The organism is Bacillus sp. JJ675 (assembly GCF_036963165.1).
In the GTDB taxonomy this organism is placed as follows: domain Bacteria; phylum Bacillota; class Bacilli; order Bacillales; family Bacillaceae; genus Bacillus; species Bacillus glycinifermentans.
The window spans coordinates 25,323-49,140 of record NZ_JBALMR010000063.1 but is presented as its reverse complement, the minus strand read 5'-3'; the positions used below and the strand labels follow the sequence as shown (position 1 = coordinate 49,140).

Genomic DNA, 23,818 nt, shown 5'->3' with positions numbered 1-23,818 from the left:
GAAATGCATAATCGAGAGCAGCCGGTAAGCTCTATCGCCCTCTTGGCCAGGTAAATCAGATTCTCTTCCAATGCTTTTTGCCCAAAAGCTGCCACATGTTTATAAGATAATGCATCAAGTTGATCGTATAGTTTAGCCTCTTTGTGGTCGTAGACATAATGTGCTGAATTTACCTTTTCGCCGAACTTTTTATAAAAGTAAAGTACCCAATCTTTTAAAATTTGATTATAAGTTCTTCTATATCCATCATGTTTGTTGACAATTAACGGGACGTCCCCTTCCCATACCCCATAAGAAGACAAGCCCATTGTTTTTCCTTCTCTAAATCTGCCCAGACCAATATATTTTGACAACCCCTCATAAAAGATTCCCAAGGAACATTCCAAAGGGTACACTTCAAGATAATCGATTTTCCCTTTTTCACCTTTTGCGATTGTGACGGACTCTTCCTCGCCCGAACCGTCTACTACAAGTATTGCTGCATCATCAAATCCGGAACTATAGTATGCTCCAGCCGCGTGGGCTTGATGATGGGGATACATTTGTAGTGCGGGGTCTTTTTTCCGCGGGAACATATTTTTAGGAAAAACACAATGCATGATATCTTTAGATGTCAGCCCTTGTTTGCCGCCATACTCCATTTCAAGTTTTTCCACATCCCAGCCTAATGCTATGCAGTCGACTTCATCTGCTGTAATACCTGCTTCGTGCAAGCAATAAGATATAGAATGAACGGGTACTGTGTCAAAAGCTTTTTTTCTTCTTACAAATCGCTCTTCTTCAGCGGCAGCGAGCAATTTTCCTTGATAAAATAAACTTGCACTCGTATCATGCACACCTTTATCCCAGCCGTTTATACCTAGCACGTACATTAAAACACCTCATTATATTTTCCTTCTAATCTCCATAAATTCCTGCGGAAGAAAAATTGGTCTAACCGCTTTTCTGATGAAAACATATAGATCTGTATGGATATATAAATCTTTTATTGCGCTGTACTCAATGTTTATTTTTTCTATTTCCTCATTTAATTTTTCCGTATTTAAAAAAGGTTCTTCTTCCACTTGATAGCTGCTAAAATTTTTATGTTTTTCCTCCAAGTAAAAACCCATCTCGTGCAGATGCTTGAATAAAAGATACTCTCTTTGTCCGAGACGGTCCGCACTAATATTCAGATAAATCAAATCCCCCGGTTTGCCTTTTAATACTTCTTGCGCCCTCTGCAGCCATAAATCTATGCCTTGCCCATGATCGAGGGGATCGCAATGGAAAACGTCATATTTCTTTTTAAGCCTGTCAGGGGCTTCATATGTGACATCAAATTCGAATGTTTCAATTTGCAGCCCCTCCCGCCTGCTGCTGGATTCGATAAAGGACACGAGATCGCTGTCTATATCACCTACAGATATGTTAAATGCGTTGCCGCTGATTTGAGCAAGAGCAAGGCTTGTTAAATCATCATCGCCGCAAAAAAATACATCTTTCCACGGAGGCACCTGCTCAAAAATTATATTTGCACGCTTAACCGAAGTGGTCCATGTTGCTTGAAACTGTCCATGTTCTTTTTTGTTTCTTATCCGTTCCGGAAAAACCGCATTTGCCAGATCAGCAGCAACCTCAAAGTTCATCAGTTTATTTGAAAATTCGATTTCGCCATTTTTGCTCACTTTACATAGTTGGTGATTCCTTAAAACGTAGAGGAGATTTATGGCGATGTGCACCGTTCCGGTTATATTGATGACGTCTTGAACTTTTTTTGCTTTATTTATGCAACGCCACACATACTTTTCAAACTGTGAGAAGCTGATGCTGCTCCATAAGTTCCATATGCCAACTATTTTTTCAGCCTGCTTATGTTTAAGAAGATGTCCGATTTCTGTTTCCATATCTATCTTTAAAAAATCTTCATAGCATTTTTTTAAAATGTCTATAAGATCACACCCTATCATTATCAGGATCTACAAAACGATTTGTTTTGCAGATCCCATTTTTTGTTACATCGTCTTAGCGTTGGTTAAAAAAAGTTCTTTTTCTTCAAGTTCCAATTCGTCAGTTAAGAGCAAATCTTCAGAAATTTGATCTTCTTCTTTTTTCACGATTTCTTTTTCCACATGATCACCTCCTTTCAAGTTTTTCGTATCTCGCACTGGCTTCATTGGTTTCTTGAACTTCAACCCATTTAACATGCGGTTGATTCCTCTTTGCGTTGCATAATGACTCTATTATCTCAAAAAAAACTTGAGCGACCCTTTCGGTGCTCGGCTCATATCCTCCTTTTACTTTGTTAAATTCGTCAAAATCATTTAGCACATAATGGTCATACTTTTTCTCTAAATGGTGCTTCACTTCACGGAAATCTATTAACATATCTTTTTCGTCTAATGCTGAACCGGTAATGCAAAAGATCACCTTGTAGTTATGGCCGTGAAGCCTTTCACATTTTCCTGCACCGGCGACTTTATGGGCGCAAGAAATCCAGAAATGTTTAGTTAACGTATAGATATATTGATTACTCATAGATTTATCCCCTTCTTTATACTATGTTTATACATTTTGATTTTCGGAATTAAAAAGCAATGAATAGGTGCATTTTTCATTTCTACAAATTATTATCGGAAAATTCCGATATTTAATTGTGGTTTTTACGTAAAATGGTTGTTAAGGAAACAATAAAGTGTTTATCGTGATGAAAAATAACTGTGCATTTCAAAGAGGATAGAATTTATTGATTTTAGTTTAAATTCTAGGCTTGAAGGATGTAAGCGTCGTTCGAAGACAAATACATTTTTTGAAGAATGTTGTTTTAAAAACTGGTTTTGCTGCATGGATGGCAAATAAAGATACATCTGTTTGCTGACGTTTCATTTGTTTTGAAACGAATTGACACTTGTACAAAGCGAGGCGTATCAAAAGTGTCTTTTCACTTTACAATTCAAAGAATTTTCCATTGTTATCATAAAATGTATCTAATTGCAATATAACACCGTCGTTTTGTCGAAGTAAGGTAAAAATTGTCGTTTTTCCTTAAAAATCAAAGCATTTGAAATCCTGCTGCTTTTGAGAGCAATTCTGCTCATAAAAAATACATCCCTTAGAAAATCATTGGATCCTGTAAAGAGATATCCAATATCTAAGGGATGTACTAGATTAAAAGATTTCCGGATTAAAACGCAGCCGCAACTTTTTTAGCTTCAGCGAGGCCGTCTTCGATGATTTTTTGCGCTTGGTCAGGAACAGCGTTGTGTCCTTCGATGACAACTGTATGAAGGTCTTCTACACCGAAGAATCCCATAACGGTTTTCATGTAGTTCAATGACATTTCCATTGCTGCCATCGGGCCTTCAGAATAGAATCCGCCTCTTGCATTTAAAAGGGCAACCTTCTTGTCTCCCATTAATCCTTTAGGTCCTTCAGGAGTGTATGTAAACGTAACTCCTGCGCGGGACAGATAGTCGATGTAAGTGTGAAGCACTGCTGGAACCGCAAAGTTCCACAGCGGGAAGGCAAATACGACTTTATCGGCTTTAACGAACTGATCAAGATAACGGTCCGCAACAGCCGCAGCCGCTTTTTCTTCCTCAGTCAATTCCATGCCTTTTCCTGCCTTGAACGTTCCGTTGATCGCGTTTCGGCCAAGGTACGGAGGGTTTTCCTTATAAAGGTCGAGCTCAGTGACCTCATCGTTTGGATGAGCTTCTTTATAGCTGTTAAGGAATGCTTCGTAAAGTTTTACAGATACCGCTTCATCAACTGTGCGGTCGTTTGCTTTGACAAATAATACTTTAGACATATTGTTAACCTCCTGTGCTAACGTTTCATTATTTACTTACAAATAGTATGTTACTTTCTTTTAAACAGAAAGTCAACTGATTTATTTTTATTTCAAAATATGTTTCTATCAAAAAAATACACCCGCCTTCTGCGGGTGCGCTATTTTGAATCCTGCTCTTGATCAAGCCGTTCATAGGTGTAGGAATGTTTTTGATCCATCGTTTCTTTGTTGGTCAGGTCTCTCATTTGCCGGCTGAACTCCCTGTCATCTGCTGCCCCTGATTCGTTTATTTTTTCTGCTTCTCTCTGGGCTTCAATCACATATCTTGCATATGGAACGGCTTTAAGGCGTTCGTAAGGTATTTCCCTGCCTGTTTTTTCGCATATTCCGTATGTTCCGTCTTCCATCCGCTCTAAAGCGTCTTCTACTTCCTGCAATACGTTTCTGTCCGTTTGCTCGAAGGTTTGCTCCCTCATTCGTTCAAAATAGACTCCGGCGTGGTCGGCAAGATGATTATCCACTCCGTTTGATAATTCACCCGTTTCTTCTGTCATCGACTGATCAGGAGCCTCTCTGTCTGAAAGACTTTTTTTCAAATCCATTAATCTATGGTAGAGCTGTTCCTTTTGCTCATTTGTCAGCGGCATCCTTCATCCCCTCCTTTGTTTTTTATTTCCCGGTATGTGAGACTTGAAACACCGCTGTGTGTTAAGGATTTGATATATTTTCGACAGCCGCATCATAAACTTCTGTTATGATATAAGACCAGCGAAGGGAGCATTTTCTATGAAAAAAACACCCGGAACTCAGGTGCCCCATCCGATCAGGGAAGACGGCGCCGGGGCGACCGATTTTGGCCCCCGTGACGTCATGCGGGATCTTGAGAATCCCGACATGTTCGTTCCTCCGGCTACAGATGCCGGGTCGATCCCCAATTTAAAATTTTCTTTTTCGGACACCCACATGCAGTTAAAACACGGCGGCTGGTCGCGCGAAATAACGGTTAAAGAGCTGCCGGTCTCAACGACGATCGCCGGGGTTAATATGCGGCTGACTCCAGGCGGTGTACGCGAGCTGCATTGGCATAAGCAATCGGAATGGGCTTACATGATTTTGGGCCATGCACGCATTACCGCTGTCGACCAGAATGGCCGGAACTTTATCGCAGATGTCGGCCCTGGAGATTTATGGTTCTTCCCCGCCGGAATCCCGCACTCGATTCAAGGACTTGAAGATGGCTGCGAATTCCTCCTCGTCTTTGACGACGGGACATTCTCCGAATTCGACACATTCACGATTACCGATTGGTTCGCACACACACCAAAGGATGTCTTAGCCGCGAATTTCGGTGTAAGCGAAAGCGCCTTTGCCCGCATCCCTGACAAACAGCGCTACATTTTTCAAACAAAGGTGCCGGGTCCGCTTGAAAGCCAAAAGGTGCCTGATCCCTATGGAACTGTGCCGAAAAGCTTTGCATACCGGCTTCTGAAACAGAAGCCGATCGTCACGCCGGGCGGGACGGTAAGAATCGTTGATTCCTCCAACTTTCCGATTTCGAAAACAATCGCTGCCGCGCTCGTCGAAATCAAGCCTGGCGGAATGAGAGAAATGCATTGGCATCCGAATAATGATGAATGGCAGTATTATCTCACAGGTACCGGACGGATGACCGTATTCGCGGCGAACGGCACAGCACGGACGTTTAATTATCGGGCTGGTGATGTGGGGTATGTACCTTTTGCCATGGGCCATTATATTCAAAACACGGGCACAGACAGCCTGTGGTTTTTAGAAATATTCAAGAGCAGCCGCTTTGCAGATATCTCATTGAACCAATGGATGGCGCTGACGCCAAAAGAACTTGTGGAGGAACACCTGCACGTTGGACCTGAGCTGATGAACGCATTGCGGAAAGAGAAATGGCCTGTCGTTAAATATGGAACAGACGGACAGGCGTGAAGCTCTCAAACACGCAGGTGCAAGAAGAACGGCGGCTTATCGAATGAGAGCCCCGTTTTTTTATGGATCGAACACATTTTGCAGGAAAAAATAAAACGAACCGGGAGGATGTCCTTCTCCCGTCTTTATCAATGCTTGTCTCCTTTGAATGTCCGCGGACGGAGCGAGATCTCGGGCTGGGGGCGTTCGTTTTTTGCGTCGCGTTTTTTCGCCGGCTCTTTTTGAATTTGCGCATCTTCCAGCCATTTTGCTGACAGCGGATAGTTGGCGCCGATATTCAGTTTTCCGCTGAGACTTTCGATTTCAAGCTCTCCGAATTCGATATTGTATTCAATCTTATCGACACGCATGTTTTCTATCCGAATATCCCTTGTGCAGCAGTGTTCATCTTGTTTGTTATGGTGTACCTTTTCCAAGGCCAGCACTTTCTCTTTCAATTCCTTCATTTCTTCCTGGCAGATTTTTTTGATCAGCGGTTTGAATAATGTTTTTAGCATTGTGAACTGGCTCCTTTTCATTGTTCTATCGCTAAAGAGATATTGATATACATTACCTAACAATATAGAAAGAGGTGATCCGACTGTTTCTGCCTACTCAAATTCATCTGCATGCCGTCAAAATAAACAGCTTGAACGCGAGCTCGTTTCATACAGGCTCGGCCGAAATCATAAGAAGAGCTGCTGTTGTCAACAAGAATCAAGGGTTTGGACAAAACAATTCCTGCGGCTCGGTTTTTGCCGTCCCGGTCAGTTCAGTCAATGACTGCGATGTCTCTGATGCGAACTCGATAAAGATTAATCCCGGATCGTAATCGAGCGTGCTTCTGTTTGATCTTTAGGAATGGTGACATATAAAATTCCGTCTTTAAAAACGGCATGTATGCGGCCATTTCCGTCTATCGGTATATCGAGATCGATTTTCCTTTCGAACTCGCCATACTTTCCTTCCCTTTGTTTAAATTTGTCTTCGGGAAAATAAGACTTTCTGCTCCCTCTGACAATAAAGTAAGTTTCATATGACAGGAGTTCGACATCCTGCTTTCGAAAACCGGGAAGATATATTAAAAAGCGTATTTCATCAAACGTATCAACTATATCAATGAGTGGAAAATCAGATTTGCGCTCTTTTTCCTGCTGAACGCCCGTCTGAAAAGGAAAATTGGGATGACCGTTTGTAAAGCCCTTTCCCTGTTCATCATCGAAAACCGTTTTCCAAAATTCTCCTCCGTATAATGTCTGTGCAAGATCAAGCCACTGCTTCATTTTATCTGCATCCAATAGATGGCCCCCTTTCCTCAAATACTGTGAACAGGTTCGGCATAAAACTGTAAAAAGGAGGTTTGCTTGTGTTGCAACCAGCTCCATATATCAATATTAATATTTTCATGTTGAAAATTAATTCCTTTGAAAATGCTTCAGCAGTGAATGTCGGACAAAATTTATTGGCGGAGTGGCAAAACTCGGATAAGAAAAACCAAGGCTACGGACAAAATTTCGGGGATGAAAGCGGGTTCTTGGGAACGAAAAGCCATGTGGATGACAGAGATCAGCTCGATTCACCGGCCCTTTTTGAGTCCCGTTCCAATCTGCCTTCGGGAAAGGGATGATGGTTTGATGTTTTCACCGGCAATGATTAATTTGGGAGCTTTTAAAATCAATTCAGTCGACAGAGGCGCTTCTGTCACGGTAGGTCCTTATCAGCAGATCGATTACTTTTTGTCAGCCAAATTAAACTACGGTTTTGGAGAAGAAAACGGAGATCTTACTCAGCTTATCGTCCCTGTCGGTTCTGTGCTGGATTCTGATCTCATCGATTCCAATGCCGGCAAATCGAGCGTCGTATAAAGGGCGATTAATAACTACCCGTAATAACGGGTGGTCAGCTTGTATAGAAAAATGGAGCCGAAGGTGGACCCGGCTCCATTTTTCCATTAAGCGTTAATTTCTGTTAATTCCTCATGTTCCGTATCTATTAAAAAACCGCGGACTTTGACATGCGAAGGGATAAAAGGGTGCCGCCGAATCAGGTCGACGCTTTGTTGTATTCCTTGAGCAACGTTTTTTCCCCATTCATCCAGGCTGCTGAATGGAAATTCCGGGTTGCCGTGTTGAAAAAGGTAATCGATGGTCTGTAATTTATCCTTTAATTGCGGATTTTTAAACAAGAAATTCTCAAGGTCGATATCAGCCGCCTGTTCATTTTTGGATCGAACAATTAAGATTTCCCCGATTTTTTTTTGGAAGACAAGAGTGATAATATCTCTCATGAAATCGCTGTATGGCTGGGAAATGTGAGGGAATACGCTTTTTAAAACGAGCACTTTCTCCGGCTGAATCGCTGCCGCACGGCAGATTGATTGTTCAAGCGTATCCTCCATTCCGGTAATTAACAACACATTTTCATTTCCTGTTATCCCCATTATATTCACCTCATTCATCATTTTGTTTTTGTCCAGTTCACCCAGTTCCCGTGCGAATCGATCGAAGCAAGGATAATCCAGCCGTTTTCCACTTTTCGACGGAAGCTGTGATCCTCTTCAAGAAGCCGCTCGATATGTTCACGTGGCGCTTCAATGACAACAAGCAGCCGGAGAGGCGCATGATAAATCTCTTGATCTGACAGCATGACAGACTGCCAAGGGAGGCCTGCCAGCAAATCGCTTGCATTTCCCTGCATAACGCCAAGACCGGAAGTGACGGTTTGGGTCGCTTTATTTCCGCTTCCATAATAATGCGGTGCAACGGTTGACGCGTAATATTGCAGATTGATCCACTGGGCCACCGTCCCCGGACCTGAAATGATATTGCCGAGGATGGAACCGTCCCGGTCATTCCGCCAGTCATAGCTGTGCAGAAAAGCCCTTCCCTCAAGGTTGGCTTCTCGCGTAAGCCGGCGTGTGCCGATGATGAATGAAGCGTTTCGGGCCAGTCCCCATTCTGGGCGGACTTCGCTCCAATCCTCGGCTAAGCGTTCAACTTCATTCCGGGGATTTTTATATCCGAATTGAGGCAAATCGGCTAAGCGTTCCGCTCCGACTGTGCGGCTCACATCGGGAAGGGCCGAGTCGATGAGGTCGAACGCTTGTTTGGCTTTAGGCGGAAGCTCAGGTACATAAAGCCAATGCAATTCATCCAATGTTGTAATATGCTCTGCGGCAGCAAATACTGTATCATCCGGAATCAATATGCCGTCGGAACGGAGCCTTTGTCTGACGCTTGGAAGATTGCATAAAGCGGCAAGGACGCGTGCGTTGAAAGCGCCTGATGCCCCCCCGCAGGCACCGCAGTCCAGTGACGAGGCATAAGGGTTATTTGTGCTTCTGCTCCCGTGTCCGCAAATGACAACCAGCGGAGCGAACCGGTCTGTGATCCCCATCATTTGCAATGCCTGTCTTGCATACGAGTGTTTTTCATCTTCCGTAAAACCGAGCGGAATGCCGGCTTCAGGCGTTTCTATACGATCAAGCGAGAGCTTTGACTGAGGCTTCTTCAGCCATGACTTCCGCGCTTTTCGGAAAGCTTTTCCCGCTTTGCGGGGAGCCAGGCTGCGCGCTGCCATTTGCAGGCTCAGCCAGGGGCCGCTCACTTCGGGAAGCAGCATACCCGCCAATAGATTCTGTTTCATTGTTTTAAAGGCAGAGCTTAGCGAAGCTGCGGCTTTTCTATGCTCTTGATACGATTTGAAACTGGATTCTTCCGCTGTTTCTTTTACTCGATGCTGCGGTTTGAGAATGACCGGCAAGGAGCTGTGGCAGTGTTTGCTGCCAAGTTCGCACGTTTCGATTGTCAGACCGAAAAAGCCGGCCGTTCCATACGTTTCAAAAGGCCCCGACTTTTCCAATGCCCGGCGAAACGGCTCTGAACGGACATCAATACAAAATGCCAGCTGGGCCATCACCGGTTCACTTTTTTCGGCGGCTGCAGGTTTGTTAGCCGTGAGCTTCCTTATCTCATCGGCGTATGTTTGCTCCCACGCTTCCAGCCAAAGGCGACGGCGCGTGATGTCATCAAAACGGCGGGCGAGTGTGAAACGGGCTTGCTGCTCTGCTGCGGAAAGATTGAGCCATTCTTCAGAAGTGAGACCGCCCCAATGCAGCCATGCCGCAATCAGAGGAACCGACTGCATCTCCTTGTCAGGCTTTGGCACAGAGAATGGCAAATAAGGCTCAACAAGCATCCATTCCATTGAAAGCCGGACAGCCAGATACTCGAGCAACAGCCCTTCTTCGTCCCGCGATTGCCGGGAACGCCAGAGCATCATCCCGCCCCAGCCCGGCAGAGAAAGCAAATGGGCTTCAAAGTAGTCCTGGACGTCTCCATTAGAAATATCAAGCGCCCGGAGTGCTCTTTTCAAAGCTTCCCGCGGCTCTTCCGGCCACCCGTTCAGCCGCAGGCGTTCAGCACGCGACAGGGCGGGATCATGTTCAATAAGCCGCCTCCATGCGCTGTAAAACCCTTTCTCACGATTAGGAAGCCGCCATGCCGATTGTGACTCATCAAGGTACAGTTTTGACCATTTAATCATATGACGGTCGAGGAGGTGAGCTGTTTTTTGCCCGGCTAAAACGCTTAGCGGTTTGACGAATCGTGTTTCCTGTTCTTCGATCATCCAGCCTGCCGCTTGTTTGGCGAGCTTTTTGACTTGACTGGATGACAATAGCTGTTCGGGTATTTCATCGAGCTTGAGCGCGGCTTTACAAAACGCTGCCGCTGTTTCCCTCGTCATGCCGGACTGGTGTGAATCGAGCCAATCCATCAGCTTTTCTTTAAGAATCGCCTTATCTATTTCTCCACGCTGTTTTGCGGAATGGAACATGGAGGGCTTTGGGTAGATATCGACAAGAAGCTGTTGTTTAAGCCGCCGCGCCGTCTGTTCGAATGTTTGTTGTTCCAGCCCCATCCATGGATGGCGCGCAGCAAAGGTTTCAATAGGCCACAGCGGCGCAATAACCCGTGCAGCTGATTGAACCAATTCATCAATATTAATGTCAGCGGTCTGATGTTCATATTTGAAGATCGATTGTTTAGACAATGTAGATGCGGCTGCTTTCATGATTGACGACCTCCTTGAGTAAGATATTGGTCAAGATAACCCGGCCGTTCTTCGACCGAATCGAAATGAGGCTCACTCATTTTTACAAGACGCAGATAAAGTGCGCCGGACCATGCAAAGCGCTGCCGAACGATCAAGGCGCCGGCTGCACTGCCGGATAACAAAACGACTGCCGTTAAAACGGTTGCCATTGCGGACGGATGTGTCCCCTGAACAACAGCTTCCTTCAGGAGCCCGTGCAAAACAAAATGAATGATGGCAAACGCGAGCGCGGCCCCCGTTAAAATGAACAGTCCGGCAATTCGCGCGACTCGTCCGTAACTGGCTGTGACAAGCTGTCTCCAAGCAACAAACAGTGACCAGCCTAAAACAAGGGCGCTGATCAATTGATAGCCATCATCCGCATTTGTAACCCAGATTCCGATTCCGAGGGCAAGAGCCAAGGCGCCTCCTGTCATGCTCCAAGGAAGAGCCAGCCTTCCCGGTTTAGATGCGAAATGTTCATAACGGCGAACCGCTGATCCGGCTTGCAGGAAAAGGGCGGCTTTGAACAGCCCGTGCAAGATGAGGTGAATAACAGCTGCGATATAGGCGCCTAGTGCGCATTGAATAAGCATAAACCCCATCTGTGCGACCGTTGAAGATGCGAGCTGCCGCTTGTAGTCCGCCTGGACGATCATCATGCCTGTTCCGAGTAAGACTGAAAGGACGGCCGGAACGAGCAGAATCAGCTGCAATCCATCACCGCTGAACATTGGTGCAAAACGAGTCAGCATGACGCCCCCGACATTAACGAGTCCAGCGTGCATGACCGCGGAAACCGGAGTCGGCGCAATCGCCGAATCGAGCAGCCAGCGATGAAACGGCCACTGCGCTGCAGGAATCATCACCGTTAAGATGACGAGGAGGCCGATTCCGATTTTCTCCCATGAGCTGATCTGTGCAAGGCTTTTTTCCGCTATGGCGGATGATAACTGCCAGTGCCCCGTCGCCAAGGACAGCCAAAGAGCCGCTGCCGCTATAGCCAGCCAGCTGAGCGCAAAGATCCTGCCCGCATACATAGAGGCATTTTTCGCGGCCTTCCATGCGCTGTTTAAACCGATCAGCGCCGTCAAGCCGAGCAGAGTGATTCCCCAGCATAAGAGAAGCCAGCGAAGATCATCGTTAAGCCAAGCGGATGAAGCCCCACCTGTCGTTAGCGTCAACAGCAAAAAGAATTTACGGTAGGACCGGTCCCCGAACAAATACCGGACGGAGAAGCGCTGGACGATGAAACCGATGGTTAAGACAAACAAGGCGATCAGCCAGGCCAGCGAATCCAAGTGCCAAGGAGCTGAAGCGTGGCCGGGATTTGCCGTCAATAAGGCCGCCAGCGCGGTGAGCGGAGGCAGAGCGATGACCTTGGCATGAATCCGCACAAATGGCAATGGAACCTTGGGATTCAGCACGAGCAATGCGCTGATGAAACAAAGCGCAAGCGACGCGAAAAATATTTTCAGCCAAAATAAAGAATCCAGCACATCAAACACCCGGTATCCCTCCGTCGGCATGATGAAAAAGAACATATTGTTTCATGTCTTGCCTTCCTTTCTACAAACGCAAAAAAGCCGGTATATTCAAGATCGGCCCACTTCAGCCATCTTCCTGAATAATACCGGCTTATCTTTAACTCATATACATGTTTTAAAGATCTTCCGTTTTTTATGAGAATTTTTTTTGCAGGTCATTTGCCAATTTAAACACCATGATCCGCTCGCCTGTGCGCGTGCTGATATCCGTATGAAAGCTGATTGTATCTTCACCGGTCAGCTCTTTCATAATGCGGTTCAATTGTTCCCGGCCCGATTCCACCAAGCCGGAGCGGGTTCTTTTGACCGATAACAGCCCTTCTTTTGTACTGCAAAGTTCGTACTCGGCGGGCGTTAAAATGCCGTTCAATGAAACGATGACCATATTTCTGAGAATATCTGTTTTGACAGACACGGACCCCCGTCCCAAATAGTCTTTTTCCCATTGGGTTAAGGCTTTGCTGATTTCAGCTTCCAAAGACCCTTTCGTCAATTTCTGTTTTTCCAATGTTATATCCTCCTAAAAAAACGGTATATTTCTTTTCCTCATACATAAATATAGGGAAAATGAAATATACCGTCCTATCAAAATCTTTATGCCATGCATGGTAAAGAACACTTTTTCACGCGGTCATAATGGCATTATAACCGAATGCTAAAGCTCTTTTTGCATGAGATTGCGATTATTGATTTTACGGATTACTTTTTTTAATATCATAGCTTTTAAGATTTATAATGTCAATACCGTATTGTTTTTGGATGGAAAAGGCATATTTTAGGTCAAGGGAAAGAGACAATGTCCTCGGCCGTTATGAAGCTGATACGAAAGCAATAAATTTTACAACGCAAAAAGTGTGTCCTGGAATCCTGGCACAGGAATTTTTTCATGCCATGGACAGCGACCTCTTTGATAGCATCAACACGATTTCGGAAATCGGTATGAATAGAGCTATATAAAGTGAACAATCCTGTTAAAGAAATCGTTTCATGTTATCAATGCTGCAATTCATCAGCCTCTGAAACAGAAAAAAGAAAAGCAAAACATCAAAATACTGCACTTGCTGTGGATCAGTCGGCTAAATTAAACTGCGGTGTCGGAGAAGCTTATCAGCTCATCGTCCCTGTCGGTTCTCGGCTTGATTCCGATTTATTGATTCCACGCCGGCATTGTAAAAGGCCGTTCTTTTGAACAGGCCTTTCATCGCTTTATGCGCATAAGTATTTTGACAAAAGCGCTTGAATTTCAAGCATGTCGGTATCCTTTGTAAACTCCAGATCAAAGACTTTGCTGCTTGTCATGAGCGAAAGAGAGGAATCAGGATTGAACATGCTGACTTCCCTGATTGCAAAGCCTTCAATTGACTTGTAAGGAAGAAAAACACGGACTTTCTTTTTGGAAAATAATTTGTTGTCAAAAAAAATAATCCGCTTGTTGGTAAAACAAATTTGATCAATTCTTAGTCTGCAGACAGATTCAATCTTTTCTCCTTCAATAAGCAGCGGTTCAAATTTTTTGCCGTCTGCTGTTTTGCTAGCTGAAAAAACGCCCAATCAAAACCCCTCTTTCTGTATATCTAATTTATGTTAATGCACAAGGCAAAAGGATCTCTTCGTTACTATTTAGAATACGATAACACCGTTTTATAAACAATTACGAGCAGATTACATTTCTTTAACTCTCTATGTATGTTTTTTATCTACCAGTTAATACGCGTAACAAGAACTAAAGGTTTCAACTTTTTTCAGATTTTTTAGTTCGCCATCCCGTGCCTGACAAAAGACGCACAAAACCGCAGGAAATGATTATCCTGCGGTTTTGTTCAGCGATCTTCGCCTTCTATCGTGCTTTCCATATGCGTATCGGACACTTGCTCTTCTGTTACAGCCATGCCTTCCGCTCCTGCTTTATCGTTGCGGCCGGCTTCTTTCTGAAGGAGCTCCCGAATTTCCTGGTCGCGGTTTTGTTTCACCAGATTCACCCTTTCAATCGTGATCATCTTTTAGTATTGATGATCGTTGGGAGAATCATTCAGCCCTCAGACCTCTTTAAAGTATTCTTTGTAATAGCCGCCCACTTTGCCGGTGTTGTCGATAATAAATAAAAATTCTTCCGTTTCATTTTTGACTTCATACGTTTTCCCTACGGTCAAAGCTCTGTCGACAATGTATTTTTTTGCGTCAGTGTGAATGCATGTTACTTTTTTCAACGTTTTGTTGTTGTGCCATTTTTCGTGGATCATACTGATGTCTCCTTTTAAAAAACGATGTATAAATTCCATTGTAGCGTTTTTTTGCCGAATTGCAACGATGCACCGTCCAGGGCGGCTCCTTCTCTAAACTGCAAATGAATATTGATTTCAATTCATTTTCTGTTATAGAATAGTGGTGTACGATTCCAAAATCAGCAATATACCCCACCTTCGGCATCTCATTGATCCAACCACCAATCACACCAGCACCAGGAATAACTCACAAGAAGACAGACCAAAATTTTAAGGGAGGTTTGTTTCACAAACATGAGTTCTTTAACGATGCAGGTCAGTAAAAGGCTGGAGTCATTTTTGCAGGGAACGAAAAAGCTTTACATTAACGGAGAATTTGTAGCGAGCGCTTCAAACAAAACGTTTGAAACCCCAAACCCGGCCACGGGAGAAACACTCGCTACATTGTATGAAGCGGGCCCTGAAGATGTCGACAAAGCGGTAAAAGCCGCCAGGGAAGCTTTTGATCACGGGGAATGGCGGACGATGCTCCCGGCCGAGAGAAGCCGGCTCATGTACAGACTCGCCGATCTGATGGAGGAACACAAGAACGAATTGGCCCAGCTTGAAACGCTTGACAACGGAAAGCCGATCAGCGAAACATCCGCAGGGGATATTCCGATGTCAATTGAACACATGCGCTATTACGCCGGCTGGGCGACGAAAATAACCGGACAAACGATTCCTGTAAACGGACCTTATTTTAACTATACACGCCATGAGCCTGTCGGTGTGGTCGGGCAGATCATCCCTTGGAACTTCCCGCTCCTGATGGCGATGTGGAAAATGGGTGCAGCTCTGGCAGCCGGCTGTACAATCGTCTTAAAGCCTGCTGAGCAAACTCCCCTTTCCGCCCTGTATCTGGCCGAGCTCGTCGATCAGGCCGGATTTCCAAAGGGCGTGATCAACATCATCCCGGGCTTCGGAGAAACGGCCGGGGAAGCGCTTACAGATCACAAGCTGGTCGATAAGCTGGCATTCACGGGCTCGACCGAAATCGGCAAAAAAATCATGGAAAAAGCGGCAAAAAACGTCAAGCGCGTCACCCTCGAGCTCGGCGGAAAATCGCCGAACATCATCCTGCCTGATGCAGACTTGAAAAAAGCGATTCCGGGAGCGCTGACCGGCGTCATGTTCAACCAGGGCCAGGTGTGCTGTGCAGGTTCGCGCGTATTCATCCATAAAGACCAATACGATAAAGTCATCGATGAAATGGCCGCATATGCAAAATCCATTCGTCAGGGTGCTGGGCTTCACGAAGATACGCAAATGGGACCGCTTGTCAGCAAAGAACAGCATGAACGGGTTCTTTCATATATTGAAAAAGGCCGCCAGGAAGGCGCGAAAATTGCCGCCGGCGGAACATGCCCTTATGAGGAAGGATATTTCGTCTCTCCGACCGTGTTTACGAATGTTGAGGATGACATGACGATCGCAAAAGAGGAAATATTCGGCCCTGTCCTGGCCGCGATCCCTTATGAAACGGTCGACGAAGTCATCGAACGCGCCAACCGGACGGAATACGGGCTTGCCGCCGGTGTTTGGACGGAAAACGTGAAAAACGCCCATTATATAGCAGACCGCCTGCAAGCAGGCACCGTTTGGGTCAACTGCTACAATGCGTTTGACGCGGCATCGCCGTTCGGCGGCTATAAACAGTCCGGCCTCGGCCGGGAAATGGGATCATACGCTTTGGATAATTATACTGAAGTGAAAAGCGTATGGATCGGTATGGAGTAGCATCTTTTTTCCACCAAGGCAAAACACCGTTCACATTGTGGACGGTGTTTTTTGTTCGGAATTATCCTTTGTTTCGGCTCATTTCAAGCTGTTGCTGCCGCGCCCCGGCCTCTGCTGTTTAAAAACAGGGAGAAGTCAATCGCTTTTTCGCCTGTCATATTCTTTTTTCAGGATCCCCATGATGATTTCGTCTGAATATCGACCGTTCATATAAAGGGCCTCCCTCAACGTTCCTTCCTTTTTGAACCCGGCTTTTTCGTATGCTTTCACACCCCGGATATTATGAGAAAACACCTCGAGCTGAAGCCGGTTTAATTGAAGCTTCTCAAAAGCAAACTGCTGCGCCAGTTTAACGGCTTCAGTGCCGTACCCTTTGTTGAAATGGTCCCGGCCGTGGAGCGCAATTCTGAATCCGGCTTTCCGGTTGACCCGGTCGATGTCCAAAATCGACAAATCGCCGATCGTCTCATCGCCGCCCTGTAAACAAATCGCAAAATCATAACGTGTGCCATCATTTGTGATCCGTTCGTAATGATCATATAATTCGTCCATTGTAAAGACGCGTCTTGTTCCGGTCATATACCTGATGTCATCATCCTGGACGGCTCTGTAGAAGCTCTTCATATCTTCTTTCCTGACGGGTCTTAAGTAAACGGTTCGGCCTCTTTCCATATAGACTCTCCTCCCCTTGATTACGCATCAGTTTCTTGATATGCAGCAGACCAGTGAAACGGCTGAATCTCCTTTAATGCTTTAAAGACAAGGCCGCCGTCAGGGACGGTAACAGCCGCTTTCACCTCAGACCCCCAATAAAAGAGCCTTTCCTGGCATACCCCGCAAGGCGTGAGCACTTTATATCCGGAATGTTCATCATCTCTGACGACGCAAATGGAATGCGTGATCTTCGCGCCCAGCTTGTGCGCTTCTAAAATGGCGCCTGTTTCAATGCATAATTCTGTAGAAGCGTTGATGACCTCCGGTGCAACGCTCGTGAGGATTTTACCGTCTTCCGTATACATCGCGGCCGCTCCGCCCCATCCGGAAGGGTACCTTGCGTTAATGAGCTCAACAGCGGCTTCATACAGCGTTTGTTCTACATTCATTTTTTTGACCTCCATTATTTGTGTGTCCGGTGCAGCTTGTATATGTATCCCTTTAAACGATACCTGATTTTTCCCACGGGGTAAACAAGTTTTACAGGCTTCGTTTAATGGCGATGGCCGCCCCCTTCCTCTTTTGGATCCGTTCCGAACGATTTCAGGTTCCTGAGCAGAAACACCGCCGACAATCGCCTGTTTAATCGGTCCTCCGCTTTCCGTGTATGAAAGACAAAACGGCGGCTTGAAACTCCAGTGTTCAAAGCCGCCGTTTCTGTTTTTTATGAAACTTTTAACCTTACAAATTTTCGTTTTCCGACTTGTACGATTAAATCGTCTTTAACGATAACCGTTTGCTGCAGATCATCGACCCTTTCTCCGGCAATTTTCACCCCGCCGTTTTGGATCATCTTCCGGGCTTCGCTTTTAGAAGGCTGCAGCTTTAATTCAACGAGCAAATCGATGACCGGGATGTGTTTTATGCCTTGCCAGCGAACTTCAGGCATTTCATCAGGGAGGCTTCCTTTTTGAAAAACTGCGGTAAAGTGCTGTTCGGCTCGTTTTGCTGCTTCAGCGCCATGGTACATTCTAACAAGCGTTCCCGCCAAAAACATTTTGGCGTCTTTCGGATGGTCTGCCTGAAGTTGTTTGATTTGTTCAGCCGAAAGGTCTGTTGCAAGTTCAGCATACTTTGTGATCAATTGATCAGGGATGGACATCGTCTTTCCGTACATGTCATTCGGACTTTCATCAATGCCGATGTAATTGTTCTTCGATTTAGACATCTTTTCGATCCCGTCAAGCCCCTCCAATAAAGGCATCAGTATGGCAGTCTGTTTCTCTTTTCCGAATTTTTCTTGAAAATGCCGGCCTATTAAGACGTTGAAATGCTGATCCGTTCCGCCAAGTTCAACATCCGACTCCAGTACAACAGAATCGTATCCCTGCATGAGCGGATAAAAAAATTCGTGCAGCGAAATCGGTTTTCCGAGCGCCAGCCGCTCTTCAAAATCGTCTCTTTCCAAAAGCCGTGCCACCGTTATTTTTCCGGCGAGCTTTATAACGTCTTCAAAATGTAACCTGGACAGCCATTTTGAGTTGTAGTGGAGTTCCGCTTTTTCCATATCGATGATTTTCCCAAATTGCTCAAAATACGTTCGGGCATTATGCTTTACTTCTTCATCTGTCAGCTGCTTTCTGGCGGCCGATTTGCCTGTAGGGTCGCCGATTTTCCCTGTGAAGTCACCGATAATCAACTGGATGTTATGACCGTTTTCCTGAAATTGCCTGATCTTATTTAAAACGACGGTATGGCCGAGGTGTACGTCCGGAGCTGAGGGATCAAGACCAAGCTTAATGTTCAACGGCCTGCCGGAAACGACCGATTTGGCAACCTTAAGCTCAAGATCCTCGGCCGGTATGATGTCCTCTGCTCCTTGCGTGTAGATCTCCATTTGCCTCCTTACTTCTTTGATTTGGCTTTCTGAAAGCTGTTCCAAAACATGACTCACGTTAATTTCCTCCTTTTTAAAAATAAAAAAAACACATCCCTTCTGTGAAAAGGGACGTGATTTTTGCCGATTGCACGCGGTACCACCCTAATTGAAGAACATGATCGTTCTTCCGCTCATTCGGTATAACGGTCCGCCCGTTCTTTGTTCACAAAGAAAGCTCAAAGGGCGGTAATTCATGATGATCTTTGTGCCGGTTCACACCGTCCACCGGCTCTCTTGATACAGGGAAACCATCACTACTAAGACCCCATCATCGCTATTCATTATTTCTGATGATTTTTCGGAGCAGGCCGGCCATGACCTTTTGCTCTTCTTTTTCAAGACTTCCGGCGAGCTCGGTTTCGCCTTGATGAAAGCGGGGATACAGATTTTCCATTACCTCTCTCCCCTTTTCGGTAATGGCGACGTAAACGATTCTCCTGTCCCTTGGATCGGTTTTCCGATAACAGAGCTCTTTCCGCTCCAAGGTTTTCGTGATATTTGAGACTGTCGCTTTGCTGACCCCCGATGTTTCCGCCAGCCTTTTCGTCTCCATTGACCGCCATACCCATAAATCATAAAGGATCGAAAACGCCGTCCATGACAATCGATGCTCTGAGAGAACCTCCTGCTCCATTTTATTCTTCAGGAGCTGTGCTGTGCGGTATAAATTGGCACAAACGGCAACCGCCTCTAAATTGAGCTCCTTTAATGGCAATTTGGTTAATGCATTGATGGCATCCTTTTCTTCCGGAAGCAATGTTCCGTCTTCATCAAATACGTGGATCACACATCCCTCCTTTAATTTTCAAAATCGTTAGCTATGAAACGATGTTAACAGAAATGCCTCTGACATGCAACAGCTTCTTTATCATGATGCATGACGAATCATGCAGGCGAATAGATTAATATGAAGGGGATGAGAAGAATGCATTCTTTACTGGAAGAGGTAAAAGCGTTCAGGCAAAAGACTCTTGAACAACTTTTAAACAAACAGAAGCCCGACGGATCGTGGAGGTTTTGTTTTGAAGGGTCTGTCATGACGAACAGTTTTTTGATTCTTCTGCTGACTTCTCTCGGGGATCATGACCCTTCTCTAATCTCCGCTCTTGCCAGACGAATCAGGTCGAAGCAAGATGGTGACGGGACGTTCCGAAATTATCCGGATGAGACAGCCGGAAATTTGACGGCGACTGTGCAGGGATATACCGGCATGCTGGCTTCAGGATTGTACAACCGCTATGAACCGCATATGCAGAAAGCGGAGGCGTTTATTAAATCCAAAGGCGGATTAAAACGCGTCCACTTCATGACGAAATGGATGCTTGCAGCAAACGGATTGTATCCGTGGCCGAGACTGTATTTGCCGCTGTCTTTTTTGCTGATTCCTCCGGTTTTCCCGCTGCATTTCTATCATTTGAGCACATATGCGAGAATTCATTTCGTTCCGATGGCCATCACACTAAATAAAAAATACTCGCTGAAGAACGAGCAGATCGGCTCGCTGCGCCACCTGGATGAAAACATGTCAAAAAATCCGCTGGAGTGGCTCAGCATCCGCTCTTTTCATGAACGGCGCTATTACCCCTTCAACCTGCAATGGAAAGAACTTTTAAAAGGGCCGGTTTATGTTCACAACCTTGGGTATGAAGCAGGAAAAAAATACATGCTGGACAGAATCGAACAAGATGGTACGCTGTACAGCTATGCGAGCGCGACGATATTTATGATTTACAGTCTGCTTTCACTCGGGATCTCAAAACACGCACCCGTAATCAAAAGAGCGATCAGCGGGGTAAAGGGGCTGATTTCTCCGTGCGGAGGAGGCGATGGCCTTTATTTGGAAAATTCAACATCAACCGTCTGGGATACAGCATTATTAAGCTTTGCGATGCAGGAAGCCGGAATGCCCGGAAAAAGCTCTGCCGTCTCCTCTGCGGCGGACTATCTGGAAAAAAGGCAGCATGCCAAAAAAGCGGATTGGGCCGTTTTCAATCCGCATGCAACGCCGGGCGGCTGGGGATTTTCGAATATCAACACGAACAATCCGGATTTGGACGATACAGCAGCGGCGTTAAAAGCGATACCTTTTAACAGAAGAACGGCCGACTGGAACCGGGGACTCGCCTGGCTCTTGTCGATGCAAAACAGGGACGGCGGTTTTGCGGCCTTTGAAAAAAACGTTAACCATCCTTTGATCGGAAGTCTGCCGATCGAGTCGGCGAATGAGGCTGCAGTCGATCCGTCAACCGCCGATCTGACAGGCCGCGTTCTGCATTTGCTCGGCCTTAAGGCGGGTTACAGGGAGGACCATCCCGTCATCAGGCGGGCGCTCCATTGGCTTTACCACAATCAGGAGGAAAACGGTTCATGGTACGGCCGCTGGGGCGTCTGCTATATTTACGGAACATGGGCGGCAGTGACCGGGATGAAAGCAGTCGGCGCCCGGGCGGACGATCCGGCTGTCCAAAAAGCTTTGCGCTGGCTTGCGTCTATTCAGCTTCGTGACGGAGGCTGGGGCGAATCGTGCAAAAGCTGTGAAATCAAAACGTTTGCACCCCTTCCCCACAGCACGATCGTTCAAAGTGCATGGGCGCTCGACGCGTTGCTGCAATATACGGACCCGCTCGAACCGCATATTCAAAAAGGAATCCGTTTTCTCATCGATCAAAGCCGGCATCAGCCTAAGCACATCGTTTATCCGACGGGCATCGGACTTCCGAAGCAATTTTACATTCGCTACCACAGCTATCCCTTCGTGTTTTCTCTGCTGGCTGTAAGCGCGTTTATTAAACAAATGGAAATGGGGGATAAACATTGAACAGAGACGTATACAAAGAGGAGCTGGCGTCTTGGGCCAACCGTCTGAAGGAACAGGTGAAGCATGATCCTTCTTTGGAAAGCCGGTTAGATGGGTTGTTTCGATCGCTGGATGATGCCGATGCGACTGAGCAGGAATGGTATGAACAGGCTGAAGCCGTTTATGAGGCCATCTGCCGCAGCAGCGCTCAAGAGAACCGCCAGCCGTACAGGATGGTTCCGATCGGCGGCCATCGTCTGCCAAGGCTTCCGTACTCGTATTCGGCCCTTGAGCCTTATATTTCGAGAGAGATCATGTTTCTTCATCATACAAAGCATCACCAAAGCTATGTCGACGGTCTCAACAAAGCGGAACGGGAACTGCAAAAGGCGCGGCAGACGAAACAGTACCAGCTTGTACACCATTGGGAAAGAGAGCTCGCATTTCACGGAGCCGGACACTATTTGCATACGATTTTCTGGTATGCGATGAATCCGAAAGGCAAAAGAAGGCCGTCCGGCGAACTGCTGGAGATGATCAACAGATCGTTCGGCGGTTATTCTGCCTTTAAGGAGCATTTTACAGAAGCCGCCAAACATGTCGAAGGAGTCGGCTGGGCAATACTCGTATGGGCACCGCGCGCGCATCGCCTCGAGATTCTGATTGCAGAAAAACATCAGATGATGAGCCAATGGGACGTCATCCCGCTCCTTCCGCTTGATGTATGGGAACACGCATACTATCTCCAGTATCAAAATGAAAAAGCGAAATATGTGGACAATTGGTGGAACGTCGTAGACTGGCGGGAGCCGGAAAGGCGCTTTGCGCAGGCGAAACGCGTCCTGTGGGAACCCTACTGACCGGAACAAAAAAATCCCTAAACTCAAAAGTTTAGGGATTTGAAGACTCCGATTACATCTAAAAAGACAATGATGATGACGACTGGCGCCACGTAGCGGATTAATAGAAGCCAGACGGCGAACCATTTTCGCTTGAGATTAGAGCCTTCTTTTAATTCGGCAAACAGCTCGTCTTTCGGTATTTTCAGCGGAACGAAAACGGCGATTAAAAAGGCGCCGATCGGCATTAATATGTTGCTGACGAGATAATCTGACGCATCAAAGATTGACAGGTTGAAAATCGTGACATGCTGAAGCACTCCGTACGATAATGCTGCAGGAATTCCGAACAGAAATATCGCGATGCCGCCAGTCCAGGCAAAGATCCGCCTTTTTCTCGCATCCCCTTTTGACAAAACGGAGACCAAAATTTCAAGCATCGAAAAGGCTGAAGTGAGCGTCGCAAATAAAAACAGGATAAGAAACGCCAATAAAAAGACAATTCCAAACGGCATCTGATGGAATACGGACGGAAGCACGTTGAACAAAAGCATCGGCCCCGCATCAGGAGATAAACCGAATGAAAACACTGCAGGGAAAATCGCAAATCCCGCAAGAATCGCCACTGACACGTTTAACAATGTGACCGAAACGGCCGACTGCACCATATTTTCTTTTTTGGACAAATAAGCGCTGTATGTCACCATGACAGACACCCCGACGCTCAAAGAGAAGAAGGATTGCCCCATGGCAAACAGCACCGTCTCGGCTTTTATGCGGGAAAGGTCAGGCTTTAAGAAAAACTCGATTCCTTCCATTGCCCCCGGCAGCGTGACCGAGCGGACAATCAAGATCAGAAAAATGATAAAAAGGGCCGGCATCATAAACCTGCTCGCTTTTTCAATTCCGCTGCTGACTCCTTTTGCCACAACAATGATTGTAATGATGATAAAGATAAGCTGGCTGACAAGGACGAGAAACGGATCTGCAATCGTTTGTCCAAAAAGGTTCGCATAATCCGTATTTTTTGAAAGTTCTCCCGTCAGTCCTTTAAAGATATAAATGATAATCCAGCCGCCGACGACGCTGTAAAAAGACAGCAGAATAAAGCACGTGACGATGCCGAGCCGCCCGATCAAATGCCACAGCGAGCCGGGCGCAAGCTCCTTGTATGATTCAACGGCGTCTTTTTGCGTCTTTCTGCCGATGATAAATTCAGCCAATAATAACGGAAGCC

The 23,818-nt window shown here is 46.1% G+C and carries 25 protein-coding genes and 1 other annotated feature; of the genes, 6 read left to right on the top strand and 19 right to left on the bottom strand.

The features are described 5' to 3' along the window. From V7126_RS16550 to V7126_RS16530, 5 genes are all read right to left on the bottom strand, one after another. The coding region (locus V7126_RS16550; RefSeq protein ID WP_335497770.1) for a carbamoyltransferase N-terminal domain-containing protein at positions 1 to 872 on the bottom strand (872 nt) is incomplete at its 3' end. 12 nt (positions 873 to 884) lie between these two features. Continuing rightward, positions 885 to 1,886, bottom strand: a complete 1,002-nt coding sequence (locus V7126_RS16545) for a bis-aminopropyl spermidine synthase family protein (RefSeq protein WP_157759340.1) — start codon at positions 1,884 to 1,886, stop codon at positions 885 to 887. A 229-nt stretch (positions 1,887 to 2,115) separates the two neighbouring features. Next, positions 2,116 to 2,517: a 6-pyruvoyl trahydropterin synthase family protein gene (locus tag V7126_RS16540; protein ID WP_046129535.1), complete on the bottom strand. Its 402-nt coding sequence runs from the start codon at positions 2,515 to 2,517 to the stop codon at positions 2,116 to 2,118. Positions 2,518 to 3,163: 646 nt separating this feature from the next. Beyond that, positions 3,164 to 3,790, bottom strand: coding sequence for an FMN-dependent NADH-azoreductase (locus V7126_RS16535; RefSeq protein ID WP_046129536.1), 627 nt, complete (start codon positions 3,788 to 3,790; stop codon positions 3,164 to 3,166). A gap of 140 nt (positions 3,791 to 3,930) precedes the next feature. Then, positions 3,931 to 4,419, bottom strand: a complete 489-nt coding sequence (locus V7126_RS16530; protein ID WP_046129537.1) for a TraR/DksA C4-type zinc finger protein — start codon at positions 4,417 to 4,419, stop codon at positions 3,931 to 3,933. Positions 4,420 to 4,558: 139 nt separating this feature from the next. On the opposite strand from V7126_RS16530, the gene V7126_RS16525 reads away from it, so the two are divergent. Further along, positions 4,559 to 5,731 (top strand): oxalate decarboxylase family bicupin, encoded by a 1,173-nt coding sequence (locus V7126_RS16525; protein ID WP_046129538.1) that lies wholly within the window; start codon positions 4,559 to 4,561, stop codon positions 5,729 to 5,731. A 128-nt stretch (positions 5,732 to 5,859) separates the two neighbouring features. Here V7126_RS16525 and gerPC read toward each other — a convergent pair whose 3' ends face one another. Then, positions 5,860 to 6,228 (bottom strand): spore germination protein GerPC, encoded by a 369-nt coding sequence (gerPC, locus tag V7126_RS16520; RefSeq protein WP_335497765.1) that lies wholly within the window; start codon positions 6,226 to 6,228, stop codon positions 5,860 to 5,862. A 297-nt stretch (positions 6,229 to 6,525) separates the two neighbouring features. Continuing rightward, complete coding sequence (locus V7126_RS16515) at positions 6,526 to 7,008, bottom strand: Hsp20/alpha crystallin family protein (RefSeq protein WP_175075063.1); 483 nt, start codon at positions 7,006 to 7,008, stop codon at positions 6,526 to 6,528. A 68-nt stretch (positions 7,009 to 7,076) separates the two neighbouring features. Here V7126_RS16515 and V7126_RS16510 point away from each other — a divergent pair, with 68 nt between their 5' ends. Both V7126_RS16510 and V7126_RS16505 read left to right on the top strand, forming a co-directional pair. Then, positions 7,077 to 7,337 carry a hypothetical protein gene (locus tag V7126_RS16510; protein ID WP_046129540.1) on the top strand — a complete coding sequence of 87 codons (261 nt, stop codon included), beginning with the start codon at positions 7,077 to 7,079 and terminating at the stop codon, positions 7,335 to 7,337. A gap of 4 nt (positions 7,338 to 7,341) precedes the next feature. Beyond that, positions 7,342 to 7,575, top strand: a complete 234-nt coding sequence (locus tag V7126_RS16505) for a hypothetical protein (RefSeq protein WP_216898579.1) — start codon at positions 7,342 to 7,344, stop codon at positions 7,573 to 7,575. Positions 7,576 to 7,661: 86 nt separating this feature from the next. On the opposite strand, the gene V7126_RS16500 is transcribed toward V7126_RS16505, so the two are convergent. From V7126_RS16500 to V7126_RS16470, 7 genes are all read right to left on the bottom strand, one after another. Continuing rightward, the gene (locus tag V7126_RS16500; RefSeq protein ID WP_335497761.1) at positions 7,662 to 8,150 is read right to left on the bottom strand and encodes a carbonic anhydrase; all 489 of its coding nucleotides are present in this window, start codon (positions 8,148 to 8,150) and stop codon (positions 7,662 to 7,664) included. Between the two features lie 17 nt (positions 8,151 to 8,167). Then, complete coding sequence (locus tag V7126_RS16495) at positions 8,168 to 10,783, bottom strand: DUF2309 domain-containing protein (RefSeq protein WP_175075062.1); 2,616 nt, start codon at positions 10,781 to 10,783, stop codon at positions 8,168 to 8,170. Beyond that, on the bottom strand, positions 10,780 to 12,312 hold the full coding sequence (locus tag V7126_RS16490; RefSeq protein ID WP_335497759.1) for an NADH dehydrogenase subunit 5: 1,533 nt from the start codon (positions 12,310 to 12,312) through the stop codon (positions 10,780 to 10,782). Before V7126_RS16490 ends, V7126_RS16495 begins: the two co-directional genes overlap by 4 nt. Positions 12,313 to 12,484: 172 nt before the next feature. Beyond that, entirely contained in the window at positions 12,485 to 12,859 is a 375-nt protein-coding gene (locus V7126_RS16485) for a DUF2294 domain-containing protein (protein WP_046129543.1), read from the bottom strand. Between the two features lie 698 nt (positions 12,860 to 13,557). Beyond that, complete coding sequence (locus tag V7126_RS16480) at positions 13,558 to 13,902, bottom strand: PH domain-containing protein (protein ID WP_046129545.1); 345 nt, start codon at positions 13,900 to 13,902, stop codon at positions 13,558 to 13,560. 269 nt (positions 13,903 to 14,171) lie between these two features. Then, positions 14,172 to 14,321 (bottom strand): YozQ family protein, encoded by a 150-nt coding sequence (locus V7126_RS16475; protein ID WP_335497756.1) that lies wholly within the window; start codon positions 14,319 to 14,321, stop codon positions 14,172 to 14,174. 66 nt (positions 14,322 to 14,387) lie between these two features. After that, entirely contained in the window at positions 14,388 to 14,591 is a 204-nt protein-coding gene (locus V7126_RS16470) for a DUF6501 family protein (protein WP_046129546.1), read from the bottom strand. A gap of 276 nt (positions 14,592 to 14,867) precedes the next feature. On the opposite strand from V7126_RS16470, the gene V7126_RS16465 reads away from it, so the two are divergent. After that, entirely contained in the window at positions 14,868 to 16,352 is a 1,485-nt protein-coding gene (locus V7126_RS16465; RefSeq protein ID WP_335497754.1) for an aldehyde dehydrogenase family protein, read from the top strand. 135 nt (positions 16,353 to 16,487) lie between these two features. On the opposite strand, the gene V7126_RS16460 is transcribed toward V7126_RS16465, so the two are convergent. The 4 genes from V7126_RS16460 to V7126_RS16445 all read right to left on the bottom strand — a co-directional run bounded on the left by V7126_RS16460 (position 16,488) and on the right by V7126_RS16445 (position 19,729). Then, a complete protein-coding gene (locus V7126_RS16460) occupies positions 16,488 to 17,024 on the bottom strand; it encodes a GNAT family N-acetyltransferase (RefSeq protein ID WP_335497752.1) in 537 nt (178 codons plus the stop codon). A gap of 20 nt (positions 17,025 to 17,044) precedes the next feature. Then, a complete protein-coding gene (locus V7126_RS16455) occupies positions 17,045 to 17,455 on the bottom strand; it encodes a cytidine deaminase (protein ID WP_335497749.1) in 411 nt (136 codons plus the stop codon). Between the two features lie 275 nt (positions 17,456 to 17,730). Further along, positions 17,731 to 18,903 (bottom strand): tyrosine--tRNA ligase, encoded by a 1,173-nt coding sequence (gene tyrS / locus V7126_RS16450; protein WP_335497797.1) that lies wholly within the window; start codon positions 18,901 to 18,903, stop codon positions 17,731 to 17,733. A gap of 104 nt (positions 18,904 to 19,007) precedes the next feature. Further along, positions 19,008 to 19,226, bottom strand: a binding site (T-box leader). Further along, entirely contained in the window at positions 19,220 to 19,729 is a 510-nt protein-coding gene (locus V7126_RS16445) for a MarR family winged helix-turn-helix transcriptional regulator (RefSeq protein WP_335497796.1), read from the bottom strand. Its footprint overlaps the feature before it by 7 nt. 141 nt (positions 19,730 to 19,870) lie before the next feature. Here V7126_RS16445 and V7126_RS16440 point away from each other — a divergent pair, with 141 nt between their 5' ends. Beyond that, positions 19,871 to 21,763, top strand: a complete 1,893-nt coding sequence (locus V7126_RS16440) for a terpene cyclase/mutase family protein (RefSeq protein WP_335497748.1) — start codon at positions 19,871 to 19,873, stop codon at positions 21,761 to 21,763. Further along, entirely contained in the window at positions 21,760 to 22,602 is an 843-nt protein-coding gene (locus V7126_RS16435; protein ID WP_335497746.1) for a superoxide dismutase, read from the top strand. The genes V7126_RS16440 and V7126_RS16435 overlap by 4 nt, the downstream gene beginning before the upstream one ends. Positions 22,603 to 22,625: 23 nt before the next feature. On the opposite strand, the gene V7126_RS16430 is transcribed toward V7126_RS16435, so the two are convergent. Next, on the bottom strand, positions 22,626 to 23,818 hold a 1,193-nt coding region (locus V7126_RS16430), incomplete at its 5' end, for a sodium-dependent transporter (protein ID WP_335497744.1).

Excerpts from the sequence above, each read along its gene's own strand:
- V7126_RS16455 (WP_335497749.1), bottom strand. The coding sequence starts at position 17,455 with ATGAATGTAGAACAAACGCTGTATGAAGCCGCTGTTGAGCTCATTAAC.
- V7126_RS16465 (WP_335497754.1), top strand. The coding sequence starts at position 14,868 with ATGAGTTCTTTAACGATGCAGGTCAGTAAAAGGCTGGAGTCATTTTTG.
- V7126_RS16500 (WP_335497761.1), bottom strand. The coding sequence starts at position 8,150 with ATGGGGATAACAGGAAATGAAAATGTGTTGTTAATTACCGGAATGGAG.
- V7126_RS16460 (WP_335497752.1), bottom strand. The coding sequence starts at position 17,024 with ATGGAAAGAGGCCGAACCGTTTACTTAAGACCCGTCAGGAAAGAAGAT.
- gerPC (WP_335497765.1), bottom strand. The coding sequence starts at position 6,228 with ATGCTAAAAACATTATTCAAACCGCTGATCAAAAAAATCTGCCAGGAA.
- V7126_RS16530 (WP_046129537.1), bottom strand. The coding sequence starts at position 4,419 with ATGCCGCTGACAAATGAGCAAAAGGAACAGCTCTACCATAGATTAATG.
- V7126_RS16525 (WP_046129538.1), top strand. The coding sequence starts at position 4,559 with ATGAAAAAAACACCCGGAACTCAGGTGCCCCATCCGATCAGGGAAGAC.
- V7126_RS16495 (WP_175075062.1), bottom strand. The coding sequence starts at position 10,783 with ATGAAAGCAGCCGCATCTACATTGTCTAAACAATCGATCTTCAAATAT.
- V7126_RS16545 (WP_157759340.1), bottom strand. The coding sequence starts at position 1,886 with ATGGAAACAGAAATCGGACATCTTCTTAAACATAAGCAGGCTGAAAAA.
- V7126_RS16535 (WP_046129536.1), bottom strand. The coding sequence starts at position 3,790 with ATGTCTAAAGTATTATTTGTCAAAGCAAACGACCGCACAGTTGATGAA.
- V7126_RS16440 (WP_335497748.1), top strand. The coding sequence starts at position 19,871 with ATGCATTCTTTACTGGAAGAGGTAAAAGCGTTCAGGCAAAAGACTCTT.
- V7126_RS16540 (WP_046129535.1), bottom strand. The coding sequence starts at position 2,517 with ATGAGTAATCAATATATCTATACGTTAACTAAACATTTCTGGATTTCT.
- tyrS (WP_335497797.1), bottom strand. The coding sequence starts at position 18,903 with ATGGAGATCTACACGCAAGGAGCAGAGGACATCATACCGGCCGAGGAT.
- V7126_RS16470 (WP_046129546.1), bottom strand. The coding sequence starts at position 14,591 with ATGATCCACGAAAAATGGCACAACAACAAAACGTTGAAAAAAGTAACA.